Source organism: Mesorhizobium sp. CA10 (genome assembly GCF_020165285.1).
Lineage (GTDB): Bacteria > Pseudomonadota > Alphaproteobacteria > Rhizobiales > Rhizobiaceae > Mesorhizobium.
Window position 1 is genome coordinate 94,564 of sequence record NZ_JAIUHV010000007.1, and the last position, 24,889, is coordinate 119,452.

Genomic DNA, 24,889 nt, shown 5'->3' on the forward strand with positions numbered 1-24,889 from the left:
CCTGCCTGTCATGCCGCTGCGCTACCCGCTTGCGCCAAAGCAAATGGGGAATCACCTTTCCATGTCGGACGTATCCGGAGAACTCGTTTATCGTCGAGGCAAGGAAGTCGGAAAGGCCGTCTACCAGAACCGGGCATTGTCGAAGGACGGCATTTCCGAGCGGCTCTTCGCCTTCCTGTTCTCCGGCCTCGTCTATCCGCAGATCTGGGAAGATCCCGATGTCGACATGGAGGCCATGCAACTTGGCGCCGGGGACCGAGTCGTCACGATCGCCTCGGGCGGCTGCAACATCCTGGCTTACCTGACCCGCACGCCGGCCCAGATCGACGCCGTCGATCTCAATGCCGCGCATGTCGCGCTGAACCGCATGAAGCTGGAAGCGGTGCGCCACCTGCCGTCGCAGGGCGACCTGTTCCGCTTCTTCGGCGCCGCCGGCACCAGCCACAATTCCGATGCCTATGATCGCTTCATCGCGCCGCATCTCGATCCGGTCAGCCGCCATTACTGGGAACGCCGCAACTGGCGCGGCCGGCGCCGCATCTCGGTTTTCGACCGTAACTTCTACCAGACCGGCCTGCTCGGCCTGTTCATCGCCATGGGCCATCGCGTCGCAAAACTGTTCGGCGTCGATCCCGCCGGCATCATGAAGGCCGGGAACATCAGCGAGCAGCGCCGCTTCTTCAATGAGGAACTGGCACCCGTCTTCGACAAGAAGCTGCTGCGCTGGGCGACCTCGCGCAAAGCTTCGCTGTTCGGCCTCGGCATCCCGCCGGCGCAGTATGACTCGCTGATCACCTCTGGCGACGGCTCGATGGCGAGCGTGCTCAAGGCGCGCCTTGAAAAGCTCGCCTGCGATTTCCCGCTCAAGAACAACTATTTCGCCTGGCAGGCCTTTGCCCGCCGCTACCCGCAACCCGGCGAAGCGGCGCTGCCTGCTTATCTGGAAGAGCGCAATTACAAGACGATCCGCGACAACATCGATCGCGTCGCCATCCACCACGCCAATCTGATCAAGTTCCTGGCCGCCAAGGATGCCGGCACCGTCGACCGTTTCGTCCTGCTCGACGCCCAGGATTGGATGACCGACGACCTGCTCAACGCGCTGTGGACCGAGATCACCCGCACAGCCTCGGCCGGCGCGCGCGTCATCTTCCGCACCGCGGCCGAACCTAGCCTCCTGCCCGGCCGTGTCTCCAGTTCGCTGCTCGACCAGTGGACCTACGAGGCCGACGCCTCGCGCGAATTTTCGGCAAAAGACCGCTCGGCCATTTATGGCGGCTTCCATCTCTATGTGAAGCGGCCGGCATGAGCACGACGGAGCTGCCGGCCAGCCATGCCGAACTGATGGACGGCGTCTACCGCTGGCAGCGCCATATCTATGATCTGACCCGCAAATACTACCTGCTCGGCCGCGACCGGCTGATCGACGGGCTGGACGTGCCGCAAGGCGGCACCGTGCTGGAGCTTGGCTGCGGCACCGGCCGCAACATTGCGCTTGCCGCCCGCCGCTATCCGGATGCGCGCTTCTTCGGTTTGGACATCTCGGCCGAGATGCTGGAGACGGCTAGCGCGGCCATTGCTCGCGAAGGCCTGTCCGACAAAGTCAGGCTGTCGCGTGGCGACGCAACCGACTTCGATGCCATGGCGCTCTTCGGCATCGCGCAGTTCGACCGCGTCTTCGTGTCCTATTCGCTGTCGATGATCCCCGGCTGGGAAAAGACGGTTTCGGCAGCCCTTGCGGCGCTCGCGCCCGGCGGTTCGCTGCATGTCGTCGATTTCGGCCAACAGGAAGGCCTGCCGCACTGGTTCCGCTCCCTGCTGCGCGGCTGGCTGCGGAAATTCCATGTCGCGCCGCGCGCCTCGCTGCGCGACGTGCTTGAATCGGAATCGCAGCGCACTGGCGCAACCTTCCGCTTCAGAACGCTTTATCGCGGGTACGCCTGGATGGCCGTGATCGGATCCCGCAAATAAAAGAACGCGATCAGTGCAGGGCCTTCACCAGCGCGCTGACCATCGCTTGTGGCCGATAGCCAAACTTGCGCGGCGTCAGACCTAGCCTCACCACCACCAACTGCTCGGACGGAATGATCGCCACCGTCTGGCCGTCATGGCCTTCCATCCAATAGGTGTCCTTGGGCAGGCCTGCAGTGACGCCCGCGCCGGGATTTTCCTCATCGCCCGGCCCCTCGATCCAGACCTGGCCTTTGCCATACACCTTTGAGGCCGGTGCGGCCTCGCGCATCCAGTCGACGAAACCGGCAGGCAGGATCTGGTTTCCGTTCCAGGCGCCGCCCTGCAGCAGGAACTGGCCGAAGCGAGCCCAGTCATGCGCCGTGGCATAGAGATAGGACGAGCCGACGAAGGTGCCTTGCTCGTCGATCTCGAGCACCGCGCTCTTCATGCCGAGCGGATCGAACAGCGCCGTACGCGGCCATGCCAACGCCTTCGCCTTGTCGCCGATCGCGTCCTGCCACAGCCGCGACAGCATCACCGCCGTACCGCTCGAATAGGAAAACACTTTTCCCACCTCGCCGGTCAGAGGTTGGGCCGCGGCGAAGTGAGCCATGTCCGGTTCGAGATAAAGCATGCGCGTCACGTCAGCGACGTCGCCGTAATCCTCGTTGAACGCCAGCCCGCTTGACATCGCCATCATGTCGGCAAGGCTGATGGCGGCGCGGCCATCGGCCTTCCACGGTGCGAAGAGCCCCTTGTTATCGAGCGCCAGCTTGCCGTCCCTAACCAGCGTGCCGACGATCGCGGCATTCACCGTCTTGGTCATCGACCAGCCAAGCAGCGGCGTCTTGGCCGAAAAGCCCTCGCCATAACGCTCCGCGATGATCCGGCCGTTCTTCACCACCACGATGGCGCGCATGCCGGTGCCGGCCATGGCGACATCGTCGACGATCTTCGCGACTTCGGGGTGCTGCGAAGCATCGACCCGCTCGCCATCGGGCCAGAGCGCGTCGGGTTGCGCCGCGGTCGGCGGCGCGGCGCGCAGCGACGTCTGCCTTGCCTTGCCGGTGTCGCCGTCGGCAACCGACGCGCAACCGACGCCGTCGCGCTCGACCGCGACACTCTTGCCGAAAACCCAAAGCAGGCCGGCCGAAACCAGTCCCCTTTCCTTATCGACGGAGACCTTCATTAGCTTCAGCAGCGGATGGCCTGGTGCCTGCACATCGACGGCCAGGACCTCTTTGGCGTCCCGGCCGGCGATGAAGACGTTCGAGCAGACGATCTTGGCCGAGTAGCCGGAGCCGACGCGGATGAGTTCTGGCGGCGCGAAATAGAGCCAGGCGAAGAGCGCCGCCACCGCCAGGATCACAAGCCCAAGCAGCCATTTGATGAACTTCACGACGGCCCGCATCTTTCCCCGCCTTTTAGATTCGCCGGCTCGATTTATGTCATCGATTTGCCGCCATTGCTTCCGCAAAATCGCCAGCATCGTCGAGCGCCGTCAATGGATTATCAACCATGTTCGGCGATCAAATGAGCAACTAGGACGGTCTTGTGGGGCGATCGTCTGGAGGGGGCCCGCGTAAGCGACCACCATCGATGAAGGACCCATCAGCGGCCGGCTGATCCCGGCTCGGGGAATATCATGCGCCGTCTTGCGGCCATCCTGATGCTTACGCTGCTGGGCGCCTGCTCGACTGTGGAGGACCTCTCACCATTGTCGCCGTCGTCGCAGGCGGTTGCCGTGCGCGCGCCCAAATTCGAGGACTCCAAGCCGCATGAGTGGGACAGCGGCGCGCCATGGACCTACGCCATCCACGGCACGGACGTCTCCAAATACCAGAGCTCGATCGACTGGCCGACCGCCAAGGCCAGCGGCATCTCCTTTGCCTTCATCAAAGCGACGGAGGGCGGCGATCGTTTCGACGACTATTTCAACGAGCACTGGGCGCGTACAAGGGCCGCCGGCGTCCCGCGCGCGGCCTATCATTTCTTCTATTTCTGCACGCCGGCCGAAACCCAGGCGCGCTGGTTCATCGCCAATGTCCCGAGAGACCCGTCGGCAATGCCGCCGGTGCTCGACATGGAATGGAACCCGAAATCGCCGACCTGCAGGCTGCGCCCCGACCCGGCCACGGTGCGCAGCGAGATGACCGTCTTCCTGCAAATGGTCGAGCGCTATTACGGCAAGAAGCCGATCATCTACACCTCGGTCGACTTCTTCGACGACAACCAACTGGCGACCTTCCGCGGCTATCCCTATTGGCTGCGCTCGGTCGCCGGCCATCCGCGCGAGAAATACGGCAGCCACCCCTTCACCTTCTGGCAGTACACCGGCACCGGCATCGTGCCCGGCATGACCGGCAAGTCCGACATCAACGTCTTCAACGGCTCGGAAGCTGCCTGGAAGAAGTGGCTGCGGCAGAACACCCGTTGACATCGGCCGCCGCGCCTGCTTTTCGACACGGCGGGCGGCGAAACATGCAACCGCTGGTAATCTGGAGCGGCGTACTCGTGCGAGTGCCTGGCGAGGCTCCGGAGCTTTGAAATCCTCGCATGCGCCCGTCCGATCCCGTCCGGGGTCGCGATCGGGTCATGCGCCGGTCTCGAAAGGAAAGCGATGCGATTGCGCGTTGAAATCCTGGCGGCGCTCTTCGTCGGCGCGCTTGCGATGCCCGCGGCGGCGCAGGAATGCGGCGGCGATTTCGAGGCTTGGAAACAGGGCGTCGCGGCAGAAGCCAAGGCAGCCGGCGTCGGCGCCGTCGGGCTCGACGCGCTGGAGGACGCCACCATCGATCAGCGGGCGCTGGCGCGCGACCGCGCCCAGGGTGTCTTCACCCAGACTTTCACCGAATTCGCCAACCGAATGATTTCGGCCTACCGCCTGAAGCAGGGTGCGGCCAATCTGAAGAAATATGCCGAAATCTTCGACCGCGCCGACAAGGAGTTCGGCGTCCAGCCGGCCATCATCGCTGCTTTCTGGGGGCTGGAGACCGACTTCGGCGCCGTCCAGGGCGACTTCCATACGCTGAATGCGCTGGTGACGCTTTCGTATGATTGCCGCCGTCCCCAGCTGTTTCGGCAGCAATTGGTGCCGCTGCTTACCTTGATCGACCGCGGCGTGCTGCCCGCCGACGTCAAGGGCGCCTGGGCCGGCGAGATCGGCCAGACGCAGATCCTGCCGACCGACTATCTGGCGCGCGGCGTCGACGGCGACGGCGACGGCAAGGTCGATCTGAGGAACAGCGTGCCGGACGTCATCATGACCACGGCCGACAAGATCATGTCGCGCGGCTGGAAGCGCGACCAGCCCTGGGTCCAGGAAGTGCGCGTCCCCGACGAGATGCCATGGGACCAGACCGGCCGCACCAACAAGCTGCCGCTGTCGCAATGGGCGCAATGGGGTGTCACCGAACCCAACGGCAACCCGCTCATCGACAATGGTCTCAAGGCTGGTCTGGCGCTGCCGATGGGCCGCAAGGGTCCCGCTTTCCTGACCTACGACAATTTCGACGTCTATCTGGAATGGAACCAGTCCTTCACCTACGCGCTGACGGCGGCAGTGCTTGCGACCCGCCTTGCCGGCGCGCCGCAATTCGATCCGCGCACGCCCGAGCAAGGCCTGAGCGGTGACCAGATGAAGGCGCTGCAGACCAAGCTCGAGGCCAAAGGCTACGACGTCGGCACCGTCGACGGCATTCTGGGCACCAACACGCGCGAAGCGGTCCGCAAGGAGCAGATGCGGCTTGGCCTGCCGGTGGATGGTTGGCCGACGCCGGAGCTTTTGGCGAAATTGTGAGAGCGAATAGCGAATAGAGAGTAGCGAATAGGGTTGGCCGGCGCTTCTTTCGCTTACACACTATTCGCTATTCGCTACTCCCTACTCCTAATCCGCCATCGTCTCCAGGCTGGCAAAGCCCTGCGGTGCATCGCCCTCGTCGAACGGCGTCGTCACCTCGACAAATGTGTCTGGGAAGAAGCCGTTGAAGCGGGTCCTCAGCGACAGCGAGTAGGCGCCGATATGGCCGATCTCGATCCAGTCGCCGGTGTCGACCGTTTCCGGCAGCCAGAATGGCCTGGAAAGGATATCGACGGAATCGCAGGTCGCGCCGCAGACCTTGAACGGTACGATGGTTTTCTCGTCGCCGTTGCGGGTACGGATCGCGGGATCGGGAATGAAGCGGGCCGGCAGCGTGATCTTGCCGGTCCATGAATCCGACAGCGAGGCCCAGATGCCGTCATTGATGTAGAGCCGCTTGCCCTTGCGCAACAGCACCCGCACGATCAGCGACAGGCACCGCGCCACGATCACGCGTCCGGGCTCGGCCACCAGGGGCATCTGGTCGAACTGATATTCTTTCAGGTCGCCGGCGAGCCGCGACATCAATTGGCCGAGCGACGGCATCTCGATGTGCCTGCGATTGGGGTCGTGGCCGTATTCGGCGGGAAAGCCGCCGCCGACATCCAGGCCGGCAATGTCGAAGGTCAGGCGGTTGCGCACCCAGTCCGCCGAGGCGAGCGCACGTTCATAGGTATCGGGATCCTCGATCTGGCTGCCGACATGGAAGCAGAGGCCGACCTTGTAGCCCGTGCGATTCAGCCGCTCGGCAAGCTCGACCGCATTGGCCGGCCCGGCGCCGAACTTCTTCGACAGCTCGTAAGCCGCGTGGCCCTTGGTCTGGATGCGCACGAAGACGGTGAGAGCGCCCGGGTCGATATCGAGCGCACGCACGACGCGCGTCAGCTTGGTGATCTCGTCCTCATGGTCGAGCGAGATCACCCGGATGCCGTATTTTTCAAGCGCCAGCTTGATGTCCGACTGCGCTTTGACCGGGTGCATGTAGAGCATCTCGGCGTCGGGCGAGACGGCGCGCACGGCGGCGAACTCGCCGGGCGAGGCGACATCGAAGGCGCTGACGCCGGCCTCGACCAGCGTCTTGAGAACGATCTGCTCGCCATTGGTCTTGACCGCATAAGCGGTCTTGCCGGGAAACATGCCCATGAACTGCAGGGCATCCTCCTTCAACACCTGCGGGCGGAAACAGTAGACCGGGTCGTCGGGACGAAGCGCCAGTGCCGCCTCACGGGCATTTTCGAATCGCTGCATGGACGAATCCTCAGGTCTGGAGCGCGCACAATTAATCCTAGCTAGCCGCCAAAGAAAACAGTTCTGTGTCTTGGCGATCCGGAGCGGCCTGCTGCACATTTTGGCGACGCTAAACCAGCGGTCATGTTTCGGGTGGCTCTTGCCGCCGAACCCGATATCGGTTCTTGAGATGCTTTACGGGCCGAGGTTGCGATCGGCCCCGGGGAGGAACGGGACATGTCGATTACGGCCGGCGCCGCGCCGACGCGCGGAGCGATGACGCTCAAGGATTGGGCGCAGCTTCTCCTGCTCGGCGCGATCTGGGGCGGTTCGTTCTTCTTTGCCCGCATCGCCGTTTCCGAGATCCATCCGCTGGCGCTGGTGCTGTTTCGCGTCGCCATCGCCGCGGCGGCACTTCACCTCTATCTGGCAGCCCGCGGCCCTTCGTTCCGGCTCGCCTTCCCGCATGCCGGCCTGTTCTTCCTGCTGGCGCTCACCAACAATGTCGTGCCCTTCTCGCTGATCTTCGCCGGCCAGACGCAGCTCGGCGCCGGCGTCGCTTCGGTGCTCAACGCCACGACGCCGTTCTGGACGCTGATCCTGGCCAATGCGCTCACCACCGACGAGAAGCTGTCCTGGAACAAGTTCGCCGGCATCGCGCTCGGTGTCGCCGGCACCGCGGTGATGATCGGACCTGGCCTGCTTGCCGGGCTTGGCGGACCGGTGTGGGCCAAGTTCGCACTGATCGGCGCTTCGATCTCCTACGCCGTCGCCCTGATGATCGCGCGCCGCTTCAAGGGCGCGCCATCGCCCGTCATTGCCACCGGACAGCTGACCGCATCGACCATCATCATGATCCCGCTCGTGCTGATTGCGTATGGCCCCGCGGGGCTTTTCTCGGTCTCGCCGCCCGTCTGGGCCGCGGTTTTGGGCCTGGCGCTGCTTTCAACCGCCTTTGCTTACATCCTCTATTTCAACCTCGTCGCCTCGGCCGGCGCCACCAATGCCTCGCTGGTCACCCTGGTCGTGCCGGTCAGTGCGGTGCTGCTCGGCTTCCTGTTCCTCGGCGAACGGCTGGCCCTGTTCGAAATCGGCGGCATGACGCTGATCGGACTCGGCCTGGTCACCATAGACGGTCGCCTGTTTGGGCGATGGTAGCGGTGTCATGCCACGGCTCCGCCACAATTTATTCACAACGCTTGAGGCGGCTTTTGCCGAAGAGTTTCAACGGCTAACGATAAATCGGAAGTCGCAAATCCCACAATCATGTCGCATTGCAGCACGTTTTCCGCTTGCCTGTAACCCAAATGACTCTAGATTCCGGCCATAGCTCTGAAGAGGAGGCTATGGCATGGGACTGACGAGGCCGATCAACGCGTTGATGATTTGTGCCGCATTCGCATTCATCGGTGCCCTTATCATAGGTGTTCTTCCCTGACCCGCCAAAACCGGGAAGACCAGTACCGAGATATAGTCCAAACAGTTCGAAAAGGCCGGGTTCTACCCGGCCTTTTCCGTTGCAGCCTGCCCTATGCGGCGGCCGAACCCGCCGCCTCCGTCTCATGCGAGCGGATGCCGATCATGTGGCAGACGGCAAAGACGAGATCGGCGCGGTTCATCGTGTAGAAATGGAAGTCGCCGACGCCGCGCTCGACAAGGTCGAGCACCTGTTCGGCGGCCACGGCGGAGGCCACGAGGGCATGCGTCTGCGGGTCGTTCTCCAGCCCCTCGAAGCGCTCGGCCAGCCAGGCCGGCACCAGCGCGCCGCAGCGCGACGAGAAATTGGCGACCTGGGTGAAGTTATGCACCGGGAGGATGCCCGGCACGATCGGGATGTAGATGCCGGCGCGGCGCGCCCGCTCGACATAGCGCTCGTAAAGGTCGTTGTCGAAGAAGAACTGGGTGATCGCCCGCGTCGCGCCATTGTCGGCCTTGCGCTTCAGCATATCGATGTCGGTGGCAAAATCCGGGCTTTCCGGATGCTTTTCCGGATAGGCCGAGACCGAGATGTCGAAATCGCCGGCGTTCTTCAGCGCCCCGACCAGTTCGGCGCCATTGGCATAGCCATCGGGATGCGGGTGGTAACTTGCGCCGACACCGGCCGCCGGATCGCCGCGCAACGCGACGAAACGTTTGACGCCCATATCCGCGAATTCGCGAATGACCGTGTCGACCTGATCGCGCGCGGCATCGACGCAAGTCATGTGCGCCGCCGGCGTCAGCGTCGTCTCGTTCAAGATGCGCTTGACCGTGCGCGCCGTGCGCTCGCGGGTCGAACCGCCGGCGCCGTAGGTCACCGAGACGAATTTCGGTTTGAGCGGCTCCAGCTTTGTAACCGTGTCCCAGAGCCTTGCTTCCATCTCGTCGGTCTTCGGTGGGAAGAATTCGAACGAGACCCGGACCTTGTCACCGATGTCGGGGCGGCGGGAAAAGCGGAACTGGTTCATCAGGCTGTTTCCCCCATTGGATATGCCTTGGCGGGTAGCGAGTCATTGGATGGATCGGCGATCAGCAGTCGCCGATCGCGGCCGAGCCAGAGCTTCACCGTAAGCCTTGCCTCGTTACCGCCACGCGGCTCGAATTCCTGGCTGTCCTCGAGATCGAGGCCGGCCTCGGCGAACCAGTCGGACATCTGCCGGTCGGAAAAGCCCAGCCGCATATGGGCGTGCTGGTCGCGTAGGAATTCGAGCGCGTGGGGCGCGAAGTCGACGACGATCAGCCGGCCTGATGGCCTGAGCAGCCTCGCCGCCTCGGCGATGGCGCGCGCGGGATCGTCGAGATAGTGCAGCACCTGGTGGATTGTGACGAGATCGAAGGCGTTGCGCTCGACCGGCGGCGAAAAGATGTCGCCCTGGCGTACCTGCGCATTGGCGATGCCGGCCTTGTCGAGATTGGCGCGCGCCACGCTCAGCATCTCGCGCGACATGTCGATGCCGACGCCGCGCCGGTAGAGCGGCGCGAAGATTTCGAGCAGCCTGCCCGTGCCGGTGCCGAGGTCGAGCATCGACTGGAACGGCCGCTTGCCGACGAGCTTGATGAGTGCCGCTTCCACCGCGCGGTCCGGCACATGCAGCGAGCGGATATGATCCCAACTCGCGGCATTCTCGGAGAAATACTCGGCAGCCCGGTCCTGCCGCTTGCGCTTGACCGCCGCCAGCCGCTCGAGATCTCGCACCACCTGCGGATCGGCCTCGCTTATGGCCGAGACCAGACGTTGGACGAAATCGCGCGAATTATCGATGTCGGTCAGCCTGAAAAAAGCCCAGGACCCTTCCTGATAGCGGCCGATCAGCCCGGCATCGAGCAGCAGCTTGAGGTGCCGCGAGACGCGCGGCTGCGACTGGCCGAGGATCTCGGTGAGGTCGGAGACGGTGAGATCCCCGCGTGAAAGCAGCACCAGGATGCGCAGCCGGCTGGATTCGGCCGCCGCCTTCAATGTATCTACCATTGTGTCGAGCGAGACATGCATGAGCGGGCTCTCGTTGAAAGATATAAAGATATGTTTATGTCGATTTTGATACCCTGGCAAGCGCTATGTCGCTTCCGGACAAGAAAATGGCGCAGCCGCGATCCGCGCCGGCAGGCGGTTTCTGGGCGGGATGAACAGGATGTTTGAGACACGCCAAGGTGAAATGCTTCTTGCTGCCGACCCGGCGCAGTTGCCGCCGGACGGCCAAGTGGTCTTCATCGGCCGCATCGTCTCACCATGGACCAGTCGCGAGGATTGCCCCAAGAACATGCGCGCCGCCCGGCAAACCGGGCGAACCGCGACAGTCCTGATCGACCAGCCCTATCGCCTGGGGTTGCAAAACCTGGAACGCGCCAGCCACGTCGTCATCCTGTCCTGGCTCCATCACGCGCCGCGGAATCTGATTGTGCAGAAACCGCGCCACGCGGCTGAAGCGAAAGGCGTTTTCTCGCTGCGCTCCCCTGCCCGGCCCAACCCTGTCGGCCTGCATGTAGCGAAGCTCGCCGCGCTCGACATCGAGGCCGGTCGGATCGAGATCGACGCCATCGATGTGCTCGACGGCACACCGGTCATCGACATCAAGCCTTATTACGCTTCCACGGATGCCTTCCCGGAAGCGACGATTGCCGGGCGAGACGAGAAATGAGCGCCCCCACCGGCCGCCGCCGTGCCATCGCCAAGGCGCTGACCGCACTTTTGCCGCTTGCGCCCTATGCCGACATGGAAAAGATCCGCGCCGACGCCGGTTCCGTGCATATGAAGACCCTGCCCCCGACGATCGCGGTATGGCTGGCCACCATCGCCCATGTCCGCCATGTCCACACAGATTATGAGAAGTTGCTCGCCGAGGGCTATGACCGGGATTCGGCGCGCTTCTTCGTCATCGGGCGGACCAATGAGGTGCTCACCCGTTGGCGCGCTACACGCCTGCTTCAGGAAGACGAAGAGGACGAATAGGCGTCTGCGCCCTCTACGCCGCATCCCGCCAATTAATTCGGGTGCCGCCTCTGGAAAAACGGCGGCGGCGCCGTACATGGGGATAAACGGAGATTCCTCCGTTTACCCCCGAATTCATCGCCCTCTGGGCAAGGATAGCAGATCATGACTGATAAGGTTTGGTTCATCACCGGATCGTCGAAGGGTTTTGGCCGCGTCTGGGCCGAGGCCGCGCTCGCCCGCGGCGATCGCGTCGCCGCAACCGCGCGCGACGCAGGCACGCTTGCCGATCTCGTGAAGAAATATGGCGACAAGGTTGCTGCCATGCAGCTCGACGTCACCAATAAACAGGCGGTCGACGCCGCGATTGCCGAAGCGCACAGGCATTTTGGCCGGCTCGACGTGGTCGTCAACAATGCCGGCTACGGCCATTTCGGCGCCATCGAGGAGGTCACGGAGCAGGAGGCGCGCGACCAGATCGAGACCAACGTCTTCGGAGCGCTTTGGGTGACCCAGGCCGTGCTTCCCGTCATGCGGGCGCAACGCTCAGGCCACATCATCCAGATCTCCTCGATCGGCGGCGTCAACGCCTTTGCCTCGCTCGGCCTTTATCACGCCTCAAAATGGGCGCTGGAAGCCTTCAGCCAGTCGCTCAGCCTCGAGGTCGCGGAGTTCGGCATTCACGTGACCTTGGTCGAGCCGGGCGGCTTCTCCACAGACTGGGCCGGGCCGTCGGCCAGGGTCTCCAAGCCGTTGGACGCCTATGAGCCGGTCCGCGCAGCGATGGCCGAGCGCCGCAGCCGTTCCGTCGCTGGCGATCCGCAAGCGACCGGCCCGGCGATGCTGGCGATCGTCGATGCCGCCGAGCCGCCGCTCAGGGTCTTCTTCGGCGACGGCGGACTGCCGATGATCCGGCAGGAATATGCCAACCGCATCGCCACTTGGGAGAAATGGGATCACGTCTCGGTAATGGCGCAGGGCGCCAACAAGAACCGCAAGGCGGCCTAACCGCGAACGCCGCGCCGCGAAAGCGGCGCGGCCTCTTTGTTCAGGCTCGATAGGTCCACTGCTCGGGCACCCGGATGGAAATCTCTTCGCCAGCTCTTATGACGCCCGGCTTCTCGACCCAGGCGACAAGGCCGCGCAGCCGTTTCGCCTCCTTTGGGAAGAGCAGCGCGGTGGCCTCCTGATCCGCTGCGCCGACATGCTCGGCGATCGACTGCCCGGCGAACCGGCACGGCTTGTTCTGGCCGTCGACCTTGAGCGTCACGCCGCCCTTGAAGAACATCAGCGAGCCGGCCGGCAGCATCGAAAGATGCGGCACGCCCTCGACCACAAGATTGGCGCCGATCCACTCCGGCTTGATCTGCTCGAGCCCCATGCGTTGCGCGATGATGGCGAGCTCGTCCGCGGCCACAAGCGACAATTGCCGCTCGTTGCGCATTTCGGTGCCGCGCGGATACCAAGGCTCGCGCCCGCCCGACCGCCGCGTTGCGCCGGCATGGAAATCGCCCTCGATGCCGTCGAAGCCGAGCCGCAGTTCCTCCACCCGTTTTGTCTCGAAATGATCGTGCGGAGCGGCATAGAGCGCCGCCGCCTTTGCCGTCAGCTTGCGGCCGGGCACGATGTCGATTGTCGGTTCGGCCGCTGGAAAAAGCTCTAGGTTCGTTTCCTGCATGCCGCTGGTCTAAAGGCCGCTGAGAAGGCGGTCCAGTCGAAAGCGCTGATGATCCGATCACATCGTTTGATGGCGATCACGACGTTATTACCAGAAAACGCCGCCCCGCTGCACACGGGTCGCATTGCCGCCGTGCGGCCGTCATAAACGATGCGCGCTATATCGGGAGGGAGGAGGCTCGATCATGCAGGTCGGACACGCTGTAGCGGCGCTTTGGCTGTTCTGGGTGGTATCCTGGCTCCTTGCCGCTAGCTGGGCAGATCCAGCGCAAAAGCGCGCCGATCTCAAGTCGGAGGCGCGCTATCGGGTCCTTTGGCTCGCCGGCACCATCCTGCTGTTCGTGCCGGCGCACGGCTATGCCGGCCGGCTGCGGCTGTGGACGCCGACGCTTGCCGAAGCCTGGATATGCGTCGCCTTGATCGCCATCGGCATCGCTTTCGCCTGGTGGGCGCGCCTGCATCTCGGCCGCCTGTGGTCGGCAAACGTCACGGCCAAGGCCGATCATCGCGTGGTCGATACCGGCCCCTACGGCCTGGTCCGCCATCCGATCTACGCCGGGCTGCTGCTGTCTGTCCTCGCCACCATGGCCGTCAAGGGCACCGTATGGGGTATTGCCGGCGCCGCGCTGCTGCTCGTCGGCGTCGTCGTCAAGGCGCGGCTGGAAGAGAGCTTCCTGCGCGGCGAGCTCGGCCCGGCCTATGACGACTACGCCAGGCGCGTGCCGATGCTGGTGCCCTTCGCGCCGGCTTAAAGCATCCTGAGCAGCGCGCCGCCGATCGAATAGCCGGCGCCGAAGGCGCAGATCAGGCCGAAATCGCCGGCCTTCATGTCGGCATGGTTCTCCGACAGCGCCACGATCGCGCCGGCCCCGGCGGTGTTGCCGAGCCGCTCCAGCACCATCGGCGCGCGGTCATGGTCGACGTCGTGACCGAAGGACAGTTTCAGGATCATCGCATTCATGCGCGCATTGGCCTGATGCAGCCAGAAGCGGCGGATGCCTGCCGGCGTCAGCCCGTGCTCGGCCAGGAACTCGACGATGAATTTCTGGCCGGCGACGGTGACTTCCTTGAACACCTTGTTGCCGACCTGCTTGATGAGGTTGCCTTCCAGGTTGATCATGTAGGGATCGTTCTGGGCGGTGCGCGTGTAATAGCCGAGATTGGTGCGGATGTTGTTCGACATCTGCGTCCAGGTGCGCGTGTCGAGCACCTCGAAACGTCCTGGCCGCTTCTCGCCTTGCGCCAGCCCCTCGACGACCATGGCGACCGAGGCGTCGCCGAAGATGAAATGCGTCTGCCGGTCGCGGAAGTTGAGATGCCCGGTGATGATCTCCGGCGTCGACACCAGGATGCGCTTGTGCGCCCCTGCCCTCACCAGGTTGACCGCGACATGCAGCGCCGCCGCGGCGGAAGAGCAGCCAAGCCCCATGTCGAAGCCGGCGCCTTTGGTGCCCAGCGCCTCCTGCATCTCGATGGCGATGGCCGGATAGGGCCGCTGGTGGTGCGAGGCCGAGCAGATCACCAGGTCGATGTCCGACCCGTCGACCCCGGCATGGGCAAGCGCCTTCCTGGCCGAGGCGAGGCCGAACTCCGCCTCCAGCGACAGCGCGTCGTCGGGCCGCGCCGGAATGCGCGGCGACATGCGGGTCGGGTCGAGAATACCCTCACGCTCGATTACATGACGGCTTCTCACGCCCGAGGCATGCACGATGAAGTCGCTGTCCGACTTTTGCAAAAGCGGCTCGCCGGTGTCGGCGCGGCGCGCATTCTCGGTATCGACCCAGTTGTTGAAGCTTGCGACCAGCTCTTCATTGGTGATGACGGGTTCAGGGATTTCGGCGCCGATGCCGCTGATGATGACGCGATGCATGTCCAATCCGTCCGAGGGGGCGCCAAGTTGTGCCGAGGCGAGGCGCTACACTTGTCGCATTTGCCCGGTTTATTCCAGCTTAATTCGACAACCACCGCTGGCATTCAGGTGGTGAATGCTCAAGCGCGCTTGGCCACGATGAAGATGCGCGGGAAGCGCAGCAGCACCTTGCCGGTAGCCGTTTTCGGATAGGCTTTGGCGATCTTGGCGGTGTAGCTGTCGAGGAACAGCTTCTTCTCATCCGCATCGAGCGGATCGAGGAAGGGCTTCAGCCCCGTCGCCTTTACCCATTCGACGATCGCCTCGGCATCGGCCAGCGGATGGTTGTAGATGGTATGCCAGATGTCGAGCCGGTCGGCGAGCGGCGACAGAAGATCGTAGTAGAATGACACCGGCGGCAGCGGCGCGCGCGCCGCGCCCTCGAGCTTGCCCGCAAACGGCACTTCCGCCGCGGTCTCGCGCATCAGTCGGTGCGAAGGCTCGCCGAGATTGTCGGGCATCTGGATGGCCAGGGCGCCGCCGGGCGCAAGCAATCCCGTCAGCCGTTGGAACACCGCCGGATGCTCCGGCAGCCACTGGAAGACGGCGTTGGCGAAGATGACGTCGACGGGATGCTGGGGCTGCCATCCGGCGGCATCCGCCAGCTCGAAATTGACATTCGGCAGCCGCGCCCGCGCCTTCTCGATCATGTCGGGCGAGGTGTCGAAGCCGTTCACCTCGGCGTCCGGCCAGCGCTCGACCAGAAGCTCGGTCGAGTTGCCCGGACCGCAGCCGATATCGACGACGCAGCGCGGAAAATCGACCCGCACCTGCGCCACCAGGTCCCGCGCGGGCCGCGTGCGCTCATCCTCGAATTTGAGATATTGGGCGGCGGACCAGTCAGCCATGTGAGAACCCTGCTTTGTTCGCCGCCCTTGGGGACTGATCCTACCGCGTCAGCCGCTTGTGGGTCATGCGGTGCGGAGTCGCCGCTTCGGCGCCCAGGCGGCGCAGCTTGTCCTTCTCATATTCCTCGAAATTGCCTTCGAACCATTCGACATGAGCGTCGCCTTCGAAGGCGAGCATGTGGGTGGCCATGCGGTCGAGGAACATGCGGTCGTGGCTGATGATGACGGCGCAGCCGGCATAGGCTTCCAGCGCGTCTTCCAGCGCGCCCAGCGTCTCGGTGTCGAGGTCGTTGGTCGGTTCGTCGAGCAGAAGCACGTTGCCGCCACCCTTCAGCATCTTGGCCAGGTGGACGCGGTTTCGCTGGCCGCCCGACAGGTTGCCGACCTTCTGCTGCTGGTCGCCGCCGCGGAAGTTGAAGGACGAGCAATAGGCACGGCTGTTGACCTCGTGCTTGCCGAGCTTGATGACTTCGGCGCCGCCGGAGATCTCTTCCCACACCGTCTTGTTCGGGTCGAGCGCGTCGCGGCTCTGGTCGACATAGCCGAGCCGCACTGTCTCGCCCTTGCGGATCGAGCCGGCATCCGGCGTTTCCTGGCCTGTGATCATCTTGAACAGCGTCGTCTTGCCGGCGCCGTTCGGGCCGATGACGCCGACAATGCCGCCCGGCGGCAGCTTGAACGAAAGGTTCTCGATCAGGAGTTCGTCGCCGAAGCCCTTGTTGAGGCCTTCGACCTCGATGACGAGATTGCCGAGGCGCTCGCTCGACGGGATGACGATCTGCGTGTCGGTCGGCTTGCGGTTCTGCGACTGCTCGACCAGTTCTTCATAGGCCTTGATACGCGCCTTGGACTTCGTTTGGCGCGCCTTGGGCGAGGACTGGATCCACTCGCGCTCGCGCCAGATCGACTTCTGGCGGGCGTCGTCCTCGCGGCCTTCCTGGATCAGGCGCTTGGCCTTGGCGTCGAGATATTTGGTGTAATTGCCCTCGTAAGGGATGCCGCGGCCGCGATCGAGCTCGAGGATCCAGCCGGTCACATTGTCCAGGAAGTAGCGGTCGTGAGTGATGATCAGCACCGAGCCGGGATAGTCGCGCAGATGCTTTTCCAGCCATTGCGTGGTCTCGGCGTCGAGATGGTTGGTCGGCTCGTCGAGCAGCAAGAGGTCGGGCTGCTCGAGCAGCAGCCGGCACAGCGCCACGCGGCGGCGCTCGCCGCCCGACAGGTTGGTCACTTCGGAGTCAGGTGGCGGACACTGCAGCGCATCCATCGCCATTTCGACCTGCTGCTCCAGGTCCCAAAGATTGAGCCGGTCCATCTCGTCCTGGAGCTTGGCCGACTCGTCCGCCGTCTCGTCGGAATAATTCATCATCAGCTCGTTGTAGCGCTCGATGATGGCGGTCTTCCTGGCGACGCCGTCCATGACGTTCTCACGCACGGTCTTGGTGTTGTCGAGCTGCGGCTCCTGCGCCAGATAGCCCACAGTGGCGCCCTCGGCCAGCCATGCCTCGCCCTGGAACTCCTTGTCGAGCCCGGCCATGATGCGCAGGATCGTCGACTTACCCGAGCCGTTGGGGCCGAGAATGCCGATCTTGGCATCCGGATAGAAGGACAGGTGAACGTTATCGAGCACCTTCTTGGTGCCGTAGGCCTTCGACAGGCCGGACATGTGATAGATGAACTGGCGAGCCACGCGCGCTTTCCCTGGAAACTGAAGTGTCAAGGTGGATGGGGATTGGGCGCTATGTAGGCGATGAAGCGTCGAACGGCAATCGCTTTCGGCGCGAAACGCGCCAATCCGCGCGGATTCGCCGGTTTGCGGCGCCCAAATTCACTCAGGGCTTTTTCGGCGCTCTCGCGATCGTGCGAAATCAGAGCTTAACCATTCGCCTTCAAAACGATGTTAGGTTGGGAAATCGCGGCCATGCTGCGGTTTCGGGGAAGGATCGGATCGACGACGTGCTGAACGGTGCCCTGCTCCTTGCCGAAGCGGTTCTCTATTTCGGCGCCATGGTCACGCTTTTCCGTTTCCGGCGCCGCATCGGGCTTGGCGTGTTCATCTGCGCGCTCGGCGTCATGCATTTCCTCGAAACCTACCTTGCCAGCGTCTTCTATGTCGCGCTGCCGTTCGGGCTGGTGTCGCCGGGCTCCGCCGTGCTCTTCTCCGGCAAGCTCGTCATGCTGCTTCTGCTCTACATGAAGGAAGATGCGGCGACGGTTCGCCAGCCGATCTACGGCCTGCTGCTTGGCAACGCCGTGATGATCGGGCTGGTGCTGGTCCTGCGCCTGCACGCGATCGCTCCACTTCCAAGCGGCAAGCTTCCCGACATCGCCTTCATCGACGAGATGGGTTGGCTGATGGTCTGGGGCACCTCGCTGCTCTTCGTCGACTCCATCCTGATCATCCTGCTCTACGAGAAGCTCGGCAGCTATCTGCGCGCTAGGCCATTCATGCGCATCCTCGCATCGGTCGCCTGCGTGCTCACCTTCGATCAGGCCGGCTTCTTCACCGCGCTGCATTTCGTCGCCGGCGCGCCGCTCGAGGTCTTCTTCGGCGGCTGGTTCGCAAAGATGGGCGCCGCGCTTGCCTATAGCGGTATGCTCGTCGCCTATCTGAAATGGGTCGAAGACCACGATGTCGCTGTGCCGCGCGGCCTCTCCGACATTTTCGACGCCCTCACCTATCGCGAACGCTACGAAGCGCTGATCAAATATGTCGGCCGCGACGGCCTCACCGGCCTGCTGCATCGCGGCAGTTTCGATGCCGACGGCGAGTCCGCGGTGTCGTCGGCCATCAGGATGGGCAAGCCGCTCAGCCTGCTCATTGTCGACGTCGACCATTTCAAGTCGATCAACGACAGCTTCGGTCATGCCGAGGGCGACAAGGTGCTGAAATCGATGGCTGCCCTGCTGGCCGAGACCGTCGGCGGCAACGAACAGGTGTTCCGCATCGGCGGCGAGGAATTCGCCGTGCTGACGCAACAGTCGCACGCGCCGGCCAGGCTGCTCGGCGAGACTATCAGGAACGCCACGAAGACCTCGGCGCATACCGGCCGCTACAACATCACCGTGAGTGCCGGCGTCTCCACCGTCAGCGAGACGACGCGCTGTCTTGCCGACATTTTCGCGCTGGCCGACCAGCGCCTCTACAAGGCGAAGTTGAGCGGCCGCGACCGCGTGGTCGGCGAACCTGGCAGCGAGGCTATCATCCTGCAGGCGGCCTCCCGATCAGCCTGACAAAGAACGGGCTGACCAAAATTCTCGCCTATTGAAAACCGATCGCGTCGACCGTGCCCTTCGGGCAACCGGCCCTGGCTGTCGGCGCCGACGCCATCAGGAGATCGGCCAGCTTGCTGTCCGGGCCGATCGGACCGGACAGGCCGAGCGTGATCTCGCCGATCATACGCCTGCCGCTCGACGGATCGACCAGACACGACACGCGTACGCGATCCCCGGCGCCGGGACCGAAAGCCTGGTTGAAGGCGCCGCGGATCGCATCCGACGTCAGCTGCTTGCCGATGTTCTTGTTGAACAGATCGCGCACCACCGAGGCGTTCACCGCCCGCATCAGGTTCAGCGCGTCGGAGAAATAGTCCTGCTGGTTCTTGCCGTAGCAGGTGCCGTGCTTGATCCATTCGTGCCGCTCCAGTTTGGAGGCAGTGCCCGGCATCACCTGGTCGAGCTCGGCACGCGTCTTTGCGTCGAGCTCGACCGGCGGCAGGTCTCCCCAATGCGCCGGATTGTCATTGGCCTTGTCGTTCGCCGAGACCTGGCAATAGAAATTGCCGTTCGGCTGCGGCCACAGCCCATGCAGCGTGAAGTGCGAGGCATCGAACTCGCTCGGGCTCTGTGCCTTGCATTCGGGCTTGCTCGCCTTGGTCTCGCAGAAAGCCGGCTGCCAGCTCAGCGCAAAGACATATTCGGGTTTTCCGGAGGCTGACGGCGACGGTTTGGCCTGGCCGGAAGGCGCCGGCATGGTCGCAGCGCTGCCGCCGTTGACGTGGCCGCAGCTGATCTTCACCCAGCGCCGCTCTGGGTCGGCGCCCGGCACCTGGATAAGGTAGTGCGTGGGCTCGTCCTTGTTGCCGGCAAGAAGGTCGTAGCTTTTGCCGGCTTCGGTCGAGATGTTGCCGGGGTTCTTGCCGCTCTTGATGGCCTGCGTCGCCGGGCAGGCGCTGTCGGCAACGAACGTGCCGCTCATCTTCACGTCGGCATGCGCCACCCCGGCGCCGGCCAGCGCCAGCACCATCGAACCCCATAATGCCCAAACCCGCATCCCGCTCTCCCGGCGATCATTGAACCGTATTGAATACGTCACACTAGAACAGTCGACGTGTCAGAATTGCGATCTTTTTCGCCGCTCGAAAAAACAATCCCCAGCTGAGCAAGCCCTATCGGCGGATTCGCAAGTGCGGTCATCCACTTGACGCCGGCAAAAGCCTCGCCCAACAGTCGCTGACGGAGCGACACATGCCATTCGACAGAAAGACCAGCCTGGCCTCACCGACCGGGGCCGACCTCAACCTCTATGTGAAACACGCGGAGGCGAAGCCACGCGCCGTGATCCAGATCAACCATGGCCTGGCCGAACATGCGGCGCGTTACGCACGCTTTGCCGATCACCTCGCGCCGCGTGGATTCCACGTCTATGCCCATGACCATCGTGGCCATGGCGCGACGAAGGCGCCCGACGCGCCGCTCGGCAAATTCGCCGATAGCGACGGCGTCGCCAAGGTGATCGCCGATGTCGAGGCCGTGCACGACCTGATCGCGGCCGAGCATCCCGGCTTGCCGGTGATCGCCTTTGGACATTCGCTGGGCGCCTCGGTGGCGCTGAACTTTGTCCTGCGCCATTCCGGGCGTGTCCATGCCGCCGCGATCTGGAACGGCAATTTCTCGCAAGGCCGGCTCGGGCAACTGGCGCTTGGCATTCTAGGCTGGGAGCGGATGCGGCTCGGCTCCGACGTGCCGTCGCGGCTTCTGCCCAAGCTCACCTTCCAGGCGTGGGGCAAGGCGGTGCCAAATCACCGGACCCTGTTCGATTGGCTGTCGCGCGACCCGGTCGAGGTCGACAAATATATCGCCGACCCGCTCTGCGGCTGGGATGCGTCGGTCTCGATGTGGCGCGATGTGGTCGAAATGGCGCTTTACGCCGGCAAGGATTCCAGCTTCACCGGCGTCCGCCGCGATCTCTTCATCAACCTTGTCGGTGGCGAGAAGGACCCCGCGTCGGACTACGGCAAGGCGGTCCATCACCTGGCAACGCGCATGCAGGCGATGGGCTTTTCGAATCTGGTTTCAAAGGTTTACCCGGAAACCCGCCATGAAAGCCTGAACGAGATCAACCGCGATGCCGTCATGAATGATTTCGTCGCTTGGGCGGACAGCGTGCTGAAATCCTGATCCGGCTTGGCCCACTGCAAGGGCCGTGACAGGTGCGGCTGCTGTTGATAGAGCCTGCGTTTCCGACCCATTACGGTGATCCATGGCCGAACCTCCGCTGAAAGGCATCCGCGTTGTCGAACTCGCCCGCATCCTGGCCGGTCCCTGGGCCGGGCAGTTGCTGGCCGATCTCGGCGCCGATGTCATCAAGGTCGAGAGCCCCGATGGCGGCGACGATACCCGCAAATGGGGTCCGCCCTTCGTCATGAGCCATGACGGCGAGAACCTGTCGGCCGCCTATTACCACTCCTGCAATCGCGGCAAGCGTTCCATCGCCGTCGATTTCTCCAAGCCCGACGGTGCCGAGACGCTGCGCAAGCTGGTCGCCACCGCCGACGTGCTGATCGAGAACTTCAAGCTCGGCGGCCTGAAGAAATACGGCCTCGACTACGAGAGCCTGAAGGCGATCAATCCGCGCCTCGTCTATTGCTCGATCACCGGCTTTGGCCAGGACGGTCCCTACGCGCCGCGCGCCGGCTACGATTTCATCATCCAGGCCATGGCCGGCATGATGTCGATCACGGGCGAGCCCGGCCGCGAGCCGCAGAAGGCCGGCGTCGCCATCTCGGATCTCTTCACCGGCCTCTATTCGGTGATCGCCATCCAGGCAGCACTGCGCCACGCCGAAAAGACTGGTGAGGGCCAGCATATCGACATGGCGCTCTTCGACAGCCAGATCTCGGCGCTCGGCAACCAGAACCTCAACTATCTGATTTCCGGCAAATCGCCCGTGCAGATGGGCAATGCGCATATGAACATCGCCCCTTACGAGGTGCTGCCGGTCAGGGATGGCCACATCATCCTGGCAGTCGGCAATGACGGCCAGTTCGGCAAGTTCTGCGCGGCGGTTGGGCTGACCGATCTGCCCGCCAATCCGGATTTCGCCACCAACCCCGCCCGCGTCGCCAACCGGGTGAAGCTGCGCGAGCTGATCATCGCGACGCTGAGCACCTGGGACCGCGATCCGCTGTTGGCGAAGCTCGAGGCTGCCGGCGTGCCGGCAAGCCCGATCAACACCATTGGCCAGATGTTCGACGATCCGCAGACCATCGCGCGCGGCATGCGGCTCGATCTCGACGACGGCCACGGCAATCGCCTGCCGTCGGTGCGCGCGCCGATGGTGATGTCGGGCACGCCGCTCGTCTATGAACGACCCTCGCCGCGCCTTGGCGAGCACACGCAAGAAATCCTTGCCGAACTGGAGAGAGCAGCAAAATGAAAACCGGCGGACAACTGATCGTCGAGGCGCTCGAAGCGAACGGCACCGACCGCATCTTCTGTGTTCCGGGCGAATCCTATCTCGCCGTCCTCGACGCGCTGCATGACTCTTCGATCCGCACCATCGTCTGCCGCCAGGAAGGCGGTGCCGCGATGATGGCCGACTGCCAGGGAAGGCTGACCGGCAAGCCCGGTATCTGCTTCGTCACCCGCGGCCCCGGGGCCACCAACGCTTCGGCCGGCGTCCATATCGCGATGCAGGATTCGGTGCCGATGATCCTGTTCATCGGCCAGGTCGCCAGCCACGCCAAGGAGCGCGAGGCCTTCCAGGAGGTCGATTACAAGCGCTTCTTCGGCGACATTGCCAAATGGGTGGTCGAGATCGACGATGCCGCGCGCATTCCGGAATTCGTGACCCGCGCCTTCGCCGTCGCAACCTCCGGCCGTCCCGGCCCGGTGGTCATCTCGCTGCCGGAAGACATGCTGACCGACGAGGTCGAGGCGCCGGAAGCGCTCCCGCACACGCCGGTCGAGACGCGTCCCGGTGAAGCCGAGCTCGACGCACTGGAGATATTGCTGAGCAATGCCAAGCGTCCCTTCGTCATCCTCGGCGGCACGCGCTGGAACGGGGAAGCGGTGGCGCATATGCGCCAGATCGCCGAGGCCTGGTCGCTGCCGGTCGGCTGCTCCTTCCGGCGCCAGATGCTGTTCGACCATCTGCACCCGAATTATGCCGGCGATGTCGGCATCGGCATCAATCCCAAGCTGGCGGAGCGGATCAAGCAAGCCGACGTCGTGCTCTTGATCGGCGGCCGCCTTGGCGAGATGCCGTCTTCCGACTACACGCTGCTGAAGAGCCCCTACCCCGACCAGGCGCTGGTGCATGTCCACGCCGATGCCGGCGAGCTCGGCCGCGTCTACCGGCCGACGATAGCGATTAACGCGTCGCCCGCCGCTTTTGTCGAGGCTTTCGCCAGGCGCAAGCCAACGGCCAAGCCTGCCTGGGCGGCCGAGACGGAAAAGGCGCACGCCGCCTATCACGAATGGTCGACGCCGCCGCAGACCGGCCCGGGCGCGGTCCAGATGGGCCCGATCATGGACTATCTCGGAAAGGTCCTGCCGGAGGACGCCATCCTCACCAACGGCGCCGGCAACTATGCCACCTGGGTGCATCGCTTCTACCGCTCGCGCCGCTTCGGCACGCAGGCGGCGCCCACTTCCGGCTCGATGGGCTACGGCACGCCGGCCGCGGTCGCCGCCAAGTCGCTGTTCCCGGATCGCACTGTGGTTGCCTTCGCCGGCGACGGCTGCTTCCTGATGAACGGCCAGGAGTTCGCGACGGCTGTCCAGTATGACCTGCCGATCGTCGTGATCGTCGTCAACAACGGCATTTACGGCACGATCCGCATGCATCAGGAGCGGGAATATCCAAGCCGCGTCGTCGCCACCACCCTCAAGAACCCTGACTTCGCGGCGCTCGCCCGCGCCTATGGCGGCCATGGCGAGACGGTGGAAAAAACCGCCGACTTCGCGCCGGCCTTCGAACGCGCGCGCGCCAGCGGCAAGCCGGCGATCGTCGAGATCAAGCTCGATCCCGAAGCGATCACGCCGACCCGCACGCTGACGCAGATCCGCGATAAGAGCTGAGCGCCGACAAGGCATAGGCCGAGTTCCTTCGCGCCCCCCTCTGTCCTGCGGACATCTCCCCACTTGGGGGGAGATTGGAGGTCACGCCGGCTTTCGCCAATCAGCAGCGTTGCAGGAACGGCAAGGCGACGGAACTGCTAATCTCCCCCTGTGGGGGAGATGTCCGGCAGGACAGAGGGGGGCGCTGTCCCGCCGGCTTCCAAAGTGGCCGCAATCCTTCCGAACCCTACATCGCCTTCTCGATCTGGCCGCGGATCTCGCCGTCCTTGTTCTTGGCGGTGTGGACGTTGACGTAGTATTTGCCGGCTTCCAGATCGGCTGCCTGCGCGTCCGTCAGCGTCGCCGATCCCTTGATCGGGCTCTTCAGCTTCTTGAACGGGATGACCGGGTCCGCGTTTGCGCCCATATCCGCCGGGCCGTGGATGTGGGCGGCCACGGCAGGCCCGCTAAGGCCGGAATATTTGACGTTCCAGCTGAGCTTCTTGCTTGTGGTGTCGAAGGTGAGTGTGGCGGTTCCCTTGCCCTTGGTGGTGACGGGCGGGCTCTGCTGACTGCCGTCGAGCGTCGCCTTGTACTTCACCATCTCGGCCATGGCCGGCGATGCGAGAAGAAAGGCGGTCGAAACGGCCAAGGCCGAAAGCATCGGCACGGATAGGATGCGCATGAAGAACCTCCGTTGATTGCAGCATCCTTCGCGGCTCCCCGGC

At 64.0% G+C, this 24,889-nt stretch carries 23 protein-coding genes; 13 read left to right on the top strand and 10 right to left on the bottom strand.

Features of this window, described 5'->3' with window-relative positions; translation table 11 throughout:
- The first annotated feature begins 10 nt into the window (after positions 1-10).
- Positions 11-1,309, top strand: coding sequence for a DUF3419 family protein (locus LB535_RS16465; protein ID WP_224632951.1), 1,299 nt, complete (start codon positions 11-13; stop codon positions 1,307-1,309).
- On the top strand, positions 1,306-1,971 hold the full coding sequence (locus LB535_RS16470) for a class I SAM-dependent methyltransferase (protein ID WP_224632952.1): 666 nt from the start codon (positions 1,306-1,308) through the stop codon (positions 1,969-1,971). The genes LB535_RS16465 and LB535_RS16470 overlap by 4 nt, the downstream gene beginning before the upstream one ends.
- Before the next feature lie 10 nt (positions 1,972-1,981).
- Here the strand turns inward: LB535_RS16470 and LB535_RS16475 are convergent, their stop codons facing one another.
- The gene (locus tag LB535_RS16475; protein ID WP_224632953.1) at positions 1,982-3,364 is read right to left on the bottom strand and encodes a serine hydrolase domain-containing protein; all 1,383 of its coding nucleotides are present in this window, start codon (positions 3,362-3,364) and stop codon (positions 1,982-1,984) included.
- 234 nt (positions 3,365-3,598) lie between these two features.
- On the opposite strand from LB535_RS16475, the gene LB535_RS16480 reads away from it, so the two are divergent.
- Positions 3,599-4,390 (top strand): GH25 family lysozyme, encoded by a 792-nt coding sequence (locus tag LB535_RS16480; RefSeq protein WP_140839671.1) that lies wholly within the window; start codon positions 3,599-3,601, stop codon positions 4,388-4,390.
- Positions 4,391-4,573: 183 nt separating this feature from the next.
- The gene (locus tag LB535_RS16485) at positions 4,574-5,752 is read left to right on the top strand and encodes a lytic murein transglycosylase (protein ID WP_224632954.1); all 1,179 of its coding nucleotides are present in this window, start codon (positions 4,574-4,576) and stop codon (positions 5,750-5,752) included.
- 87 nt (positions 5,753-5,839) lie between these two features.
- Here LB535_RS16485 and LB535_RS16490 read toward each other — a convergent pair whose 3' ends face one another.
- Positions 5,840-7,060: an alanine racemase gene (locus tag LB535_RS16490; RefSeq protein WP_224544844.1), complete on the bottom strand. Its 1,221-nt coding sequence runs from the start codon at positions 7,058-7,060 to the stop codon at positions 5,840-5,842.
- 216 nt (positions 7,061-7,276) lie between these two features.
- Here LB535_RS16490 and LB535_RS16495 point away from each other — a divergent pair, with 216 nt between their 5' ends.
- Positions 7,277-8,197: a DMT family transporter gene (locus LB535_RS16495; protein WP_224632955.1), complete on the top strand. Its 921-nt coding sequence runs from the start codon at positions 7,277-7,279 to the stop codon at positions 8,195-8,197.
- A 371-nt stretch (positions 8,198-8,568) separates the two neighbouring features.
- Here LB535_RS16495 and metF read toward each other — a convergent pair whose 3' ends face one another.
- Together metF and LB535_RS16505 are read right to left on the bottom strand one after the other, a co-directional pair.
- Positions 8,569-9,486: a methylenetetrahydrofolate reductase [NAD(P)H] gene (gene metF, locus LB535_RS16500; protein ID WP_224522885.1), complete on the bottom strand. Its 918-nt coding sequence runs from the start codon at positions 9,484-9,486 to the stop codon at positions 8,569-8,571.
- A complete protein-coding gene (locus tag LB535_RS16505) occupies positions 9,486-10,508 on the bottom strand; it encodes an ArsR/SmtB family transcription factor (RefSeq protein WP_095768972.1) in 1,023 nt (340 codons plus the stop codon). Before LB535_RS16505 ends, metF begins: the two co-directional genes overlap by 1 nt.
- 139 nt (positions 10,509-10,647) lie before the next feature.
- Here LB535_RS16505 and tsaA point away from each other — a divergent pair, with 139 nt between their 5' ends.
- The 3 genes from tsaA to LB535_RS16520 all read left to right on the top strand — a co-directional run bounded on the left by tsaA (position 10,648) and on the right by LB535_RS16520 (position 12,452).
- Entirely contained in the window at positions 10,648-11,154 is a 507-nt protein-coding gene (gene tsaA, locus LB535_RS16510; RefSeq protein WP_224632956.1) for a tRNA (N6-threonylcarbamoyladenosine(37)-N6)-methyltransferase TrmO, read from the top strand.
- Positions 11,151-11,465 (top strand): DUF2293 domain-containing protein, encoded by a 315-nt coding sequence (locus LB535_RS16515; RefSeq protein ID WP_224632957.1) that lies wholly within the window; start codon positions 11,151-11,153, stop codon positions 11,463-11,465. The genes tsaA and LB535_RS16515 overlap by 4 nt, the downstream gene beginning before the upstream one ends.
- 144 nt (positions 11,466-11,609) lie before the next feature.
- Complete coding sequence (locus LB535_RS16520; protein ID WP_224632958.1) at positions 11,610-12,452, top strand: SDR family oxidoreductase; 843 nt, start codon at positions 11,610-11,612, stop codon at positions 12,450-12,452.
- A gap of 40 nt (positions 12,453-12,492) precedes the next feature.
- Here the strand turns inward: LB535_RS16520 and LB535_RS16525 are convergent, their stop codons facing one another.
- A complete protein-coding gene (locus LB535_RS16525) occupies positions 12,493-13,122 on the bottom strand; it encodes an MOSC domain-containing protein (protein ID WP_224632959.1) in 630 nt (209 codons plus the stop codon).
- A 184-nt stretch (positions 13,123-13,306) separates the two neighbouring features.
- Here LB535_RS16525 and LB535_RS16530 point away from each other — a divergent pair, with 184 nt between their 5' ends.
- Positions 13,307-13,873 (top strand): methyltransferase family protein, encoded by a 567-nt coding sequence (locus LB535_RS16530; RefSeq protein WP_224632960.1) that lies wholly within the window; start codon positions 13,307-13,309, stop codon positions 13,871-13,873.
- On the opposite strand, the gene LB535_RS16535 is transcribed toward LB535_RS16530, so the two are convergent.
- From LB535_RS16535 to ettA, 3 genes are all read right to left on the bottom strand, one after another.
- Positions 13,870-14,991 carry a beta-ketoacyl-ACP synthase III gene (locus LB535_RS16535; RefSeq protein WP_224632961.1) on the bottom strand — a complete coding sequence of 374 codons (1,122 nt, stop codon included), beginning with the start codon at positions 14,989-14,991 and terminating at the stop codon, positions 13,870-13,872. The genes LB535_RS16530 and LB535_RS16535 overlap by 4 nt on opposite strands.
- A 119-nt stretch (positions 14,992-15,110) precedes the next feature.
- On the bottom strand, positions 15,111-15,878 hold the full coding sequence (gene tam, locus LB535_RS16540; RefSeq protein WP_224632962.1) for a trans-aconitate 2-methyltransferase: 768 nt from the start codon (positions 15,876-15,878) through the stop codon (positions 15,111-15,113).
- A gap of 40 nt (positions 15,879-15,918) precedes the next feature.
- Positions 15,919-17,568 (bottom strand): energy-dependent translational throttle protein EttA, encoded by a 1,650-nt coding sequence (ettA, locus tag LB535_RS16545; RefSeq protein WP_140839641.1) that lies wholly within the window; start codon positions 17,566-17,568, stop codon positions 15,919-15,921.
- 266 nt (positions 17,569-17,834) lie between these two features.
- Between ettA and LB535_RS16550 the strand changes: the two genes are divergently transcribed.
- The gene (locus LB535_RS16550; RefSeq protein WP_224632963.1) at positions 17,835-19,112 is read left to right on the top strand and encodes a sensor domain-containing diguanylate cyclase; all 1,278 of its coding nucleotides are present in this window, start codon (positions 17,835-17,837) and stop codon (positions 19,110-19,112) included.
- Between the two features lie 28 nt (positions 19,113-19,140).
- Here LB535_RS16550 and LB535_RS16555 read toward each other — a convergent pair whose 3' ends face one another.
- The gene (locus LB535_RS16555; protein ID WP_224632964.1) at positions 19,141-20,151 is read right to left on the bottom strand and encodes a ribonuclease T2 family protein; all 1,011 of its coding nucleotides are present in this window, start codon (positions 20,149-20,151) and stop codon (positions 19,141-19,143) included.
- 194 nt (positions 20,152-20,345) lie between these two features.
- On the opposite strand from LB535_RS16555, the gene LB535_RS16560 reads away from it, so the two are divergent.
- From LB535_RS16560 to LB535_RS16570, 3 genes are all read left to right on the top strand, one after another.
- Positions 20,346-21,278: an alpha/beta fold hydrolase gene (locus LB535_RS16560; protein ID WP_224632965.1), complete on the top strand. Its 933-nt coding sequence runs from the start codon at positions 20,346-20,348 to the stop codon at positions 21,276-21,278.
- Between the two features lie 82 nt (positions 21,279-21,360).
- Complete coding sequence (locus LB535_RS16565; protein WP_224632966.1) at positions 21,361-22,536, top strand: CaiB/BaiF CoA transferase family protein; 1,176 nt, start codon at positions 21,361-21,363, stop codon at positions 22,534-22,536.
- Positions 22,533-24,182 (top strand): thiamine pyrophosphate-binding protein, encoded by a 1,650-nt coding sequence (locus tag LB535_RS16570; RefSeq protein WP_224632967.1) that lies wholly within the window; start codon positions 22,533-22,535, stop codon positions 24,180-24,182. The genes LB535_RS16565 and LB535_RS16570 overlap by 4 nt, the downstream gene beginning before the upstream one ends.
- A 226-nt stretch (positions 24,183-24,408) precedes the next feature.
- Here LB535_RS16570 and LB535_RS16575 read toward each other — a convergent pair whose 3' ends face one another.
- Positions 24,409-24,846 carry a CHRD domain-containing protein gene (locus LB535_RS16575; RefSeq protein ID WP_140839627.1) on the bottom strand — a complete coding sequence of 146 codons (438 nt, stop codon included), beginning with the start codon at positions 24,844-24,846 and terminating at the stop codon, positions 24,409-24,411.
- Between the last annotated feature and the right edge of the window lie 43 nt (positions 24,847-24,889).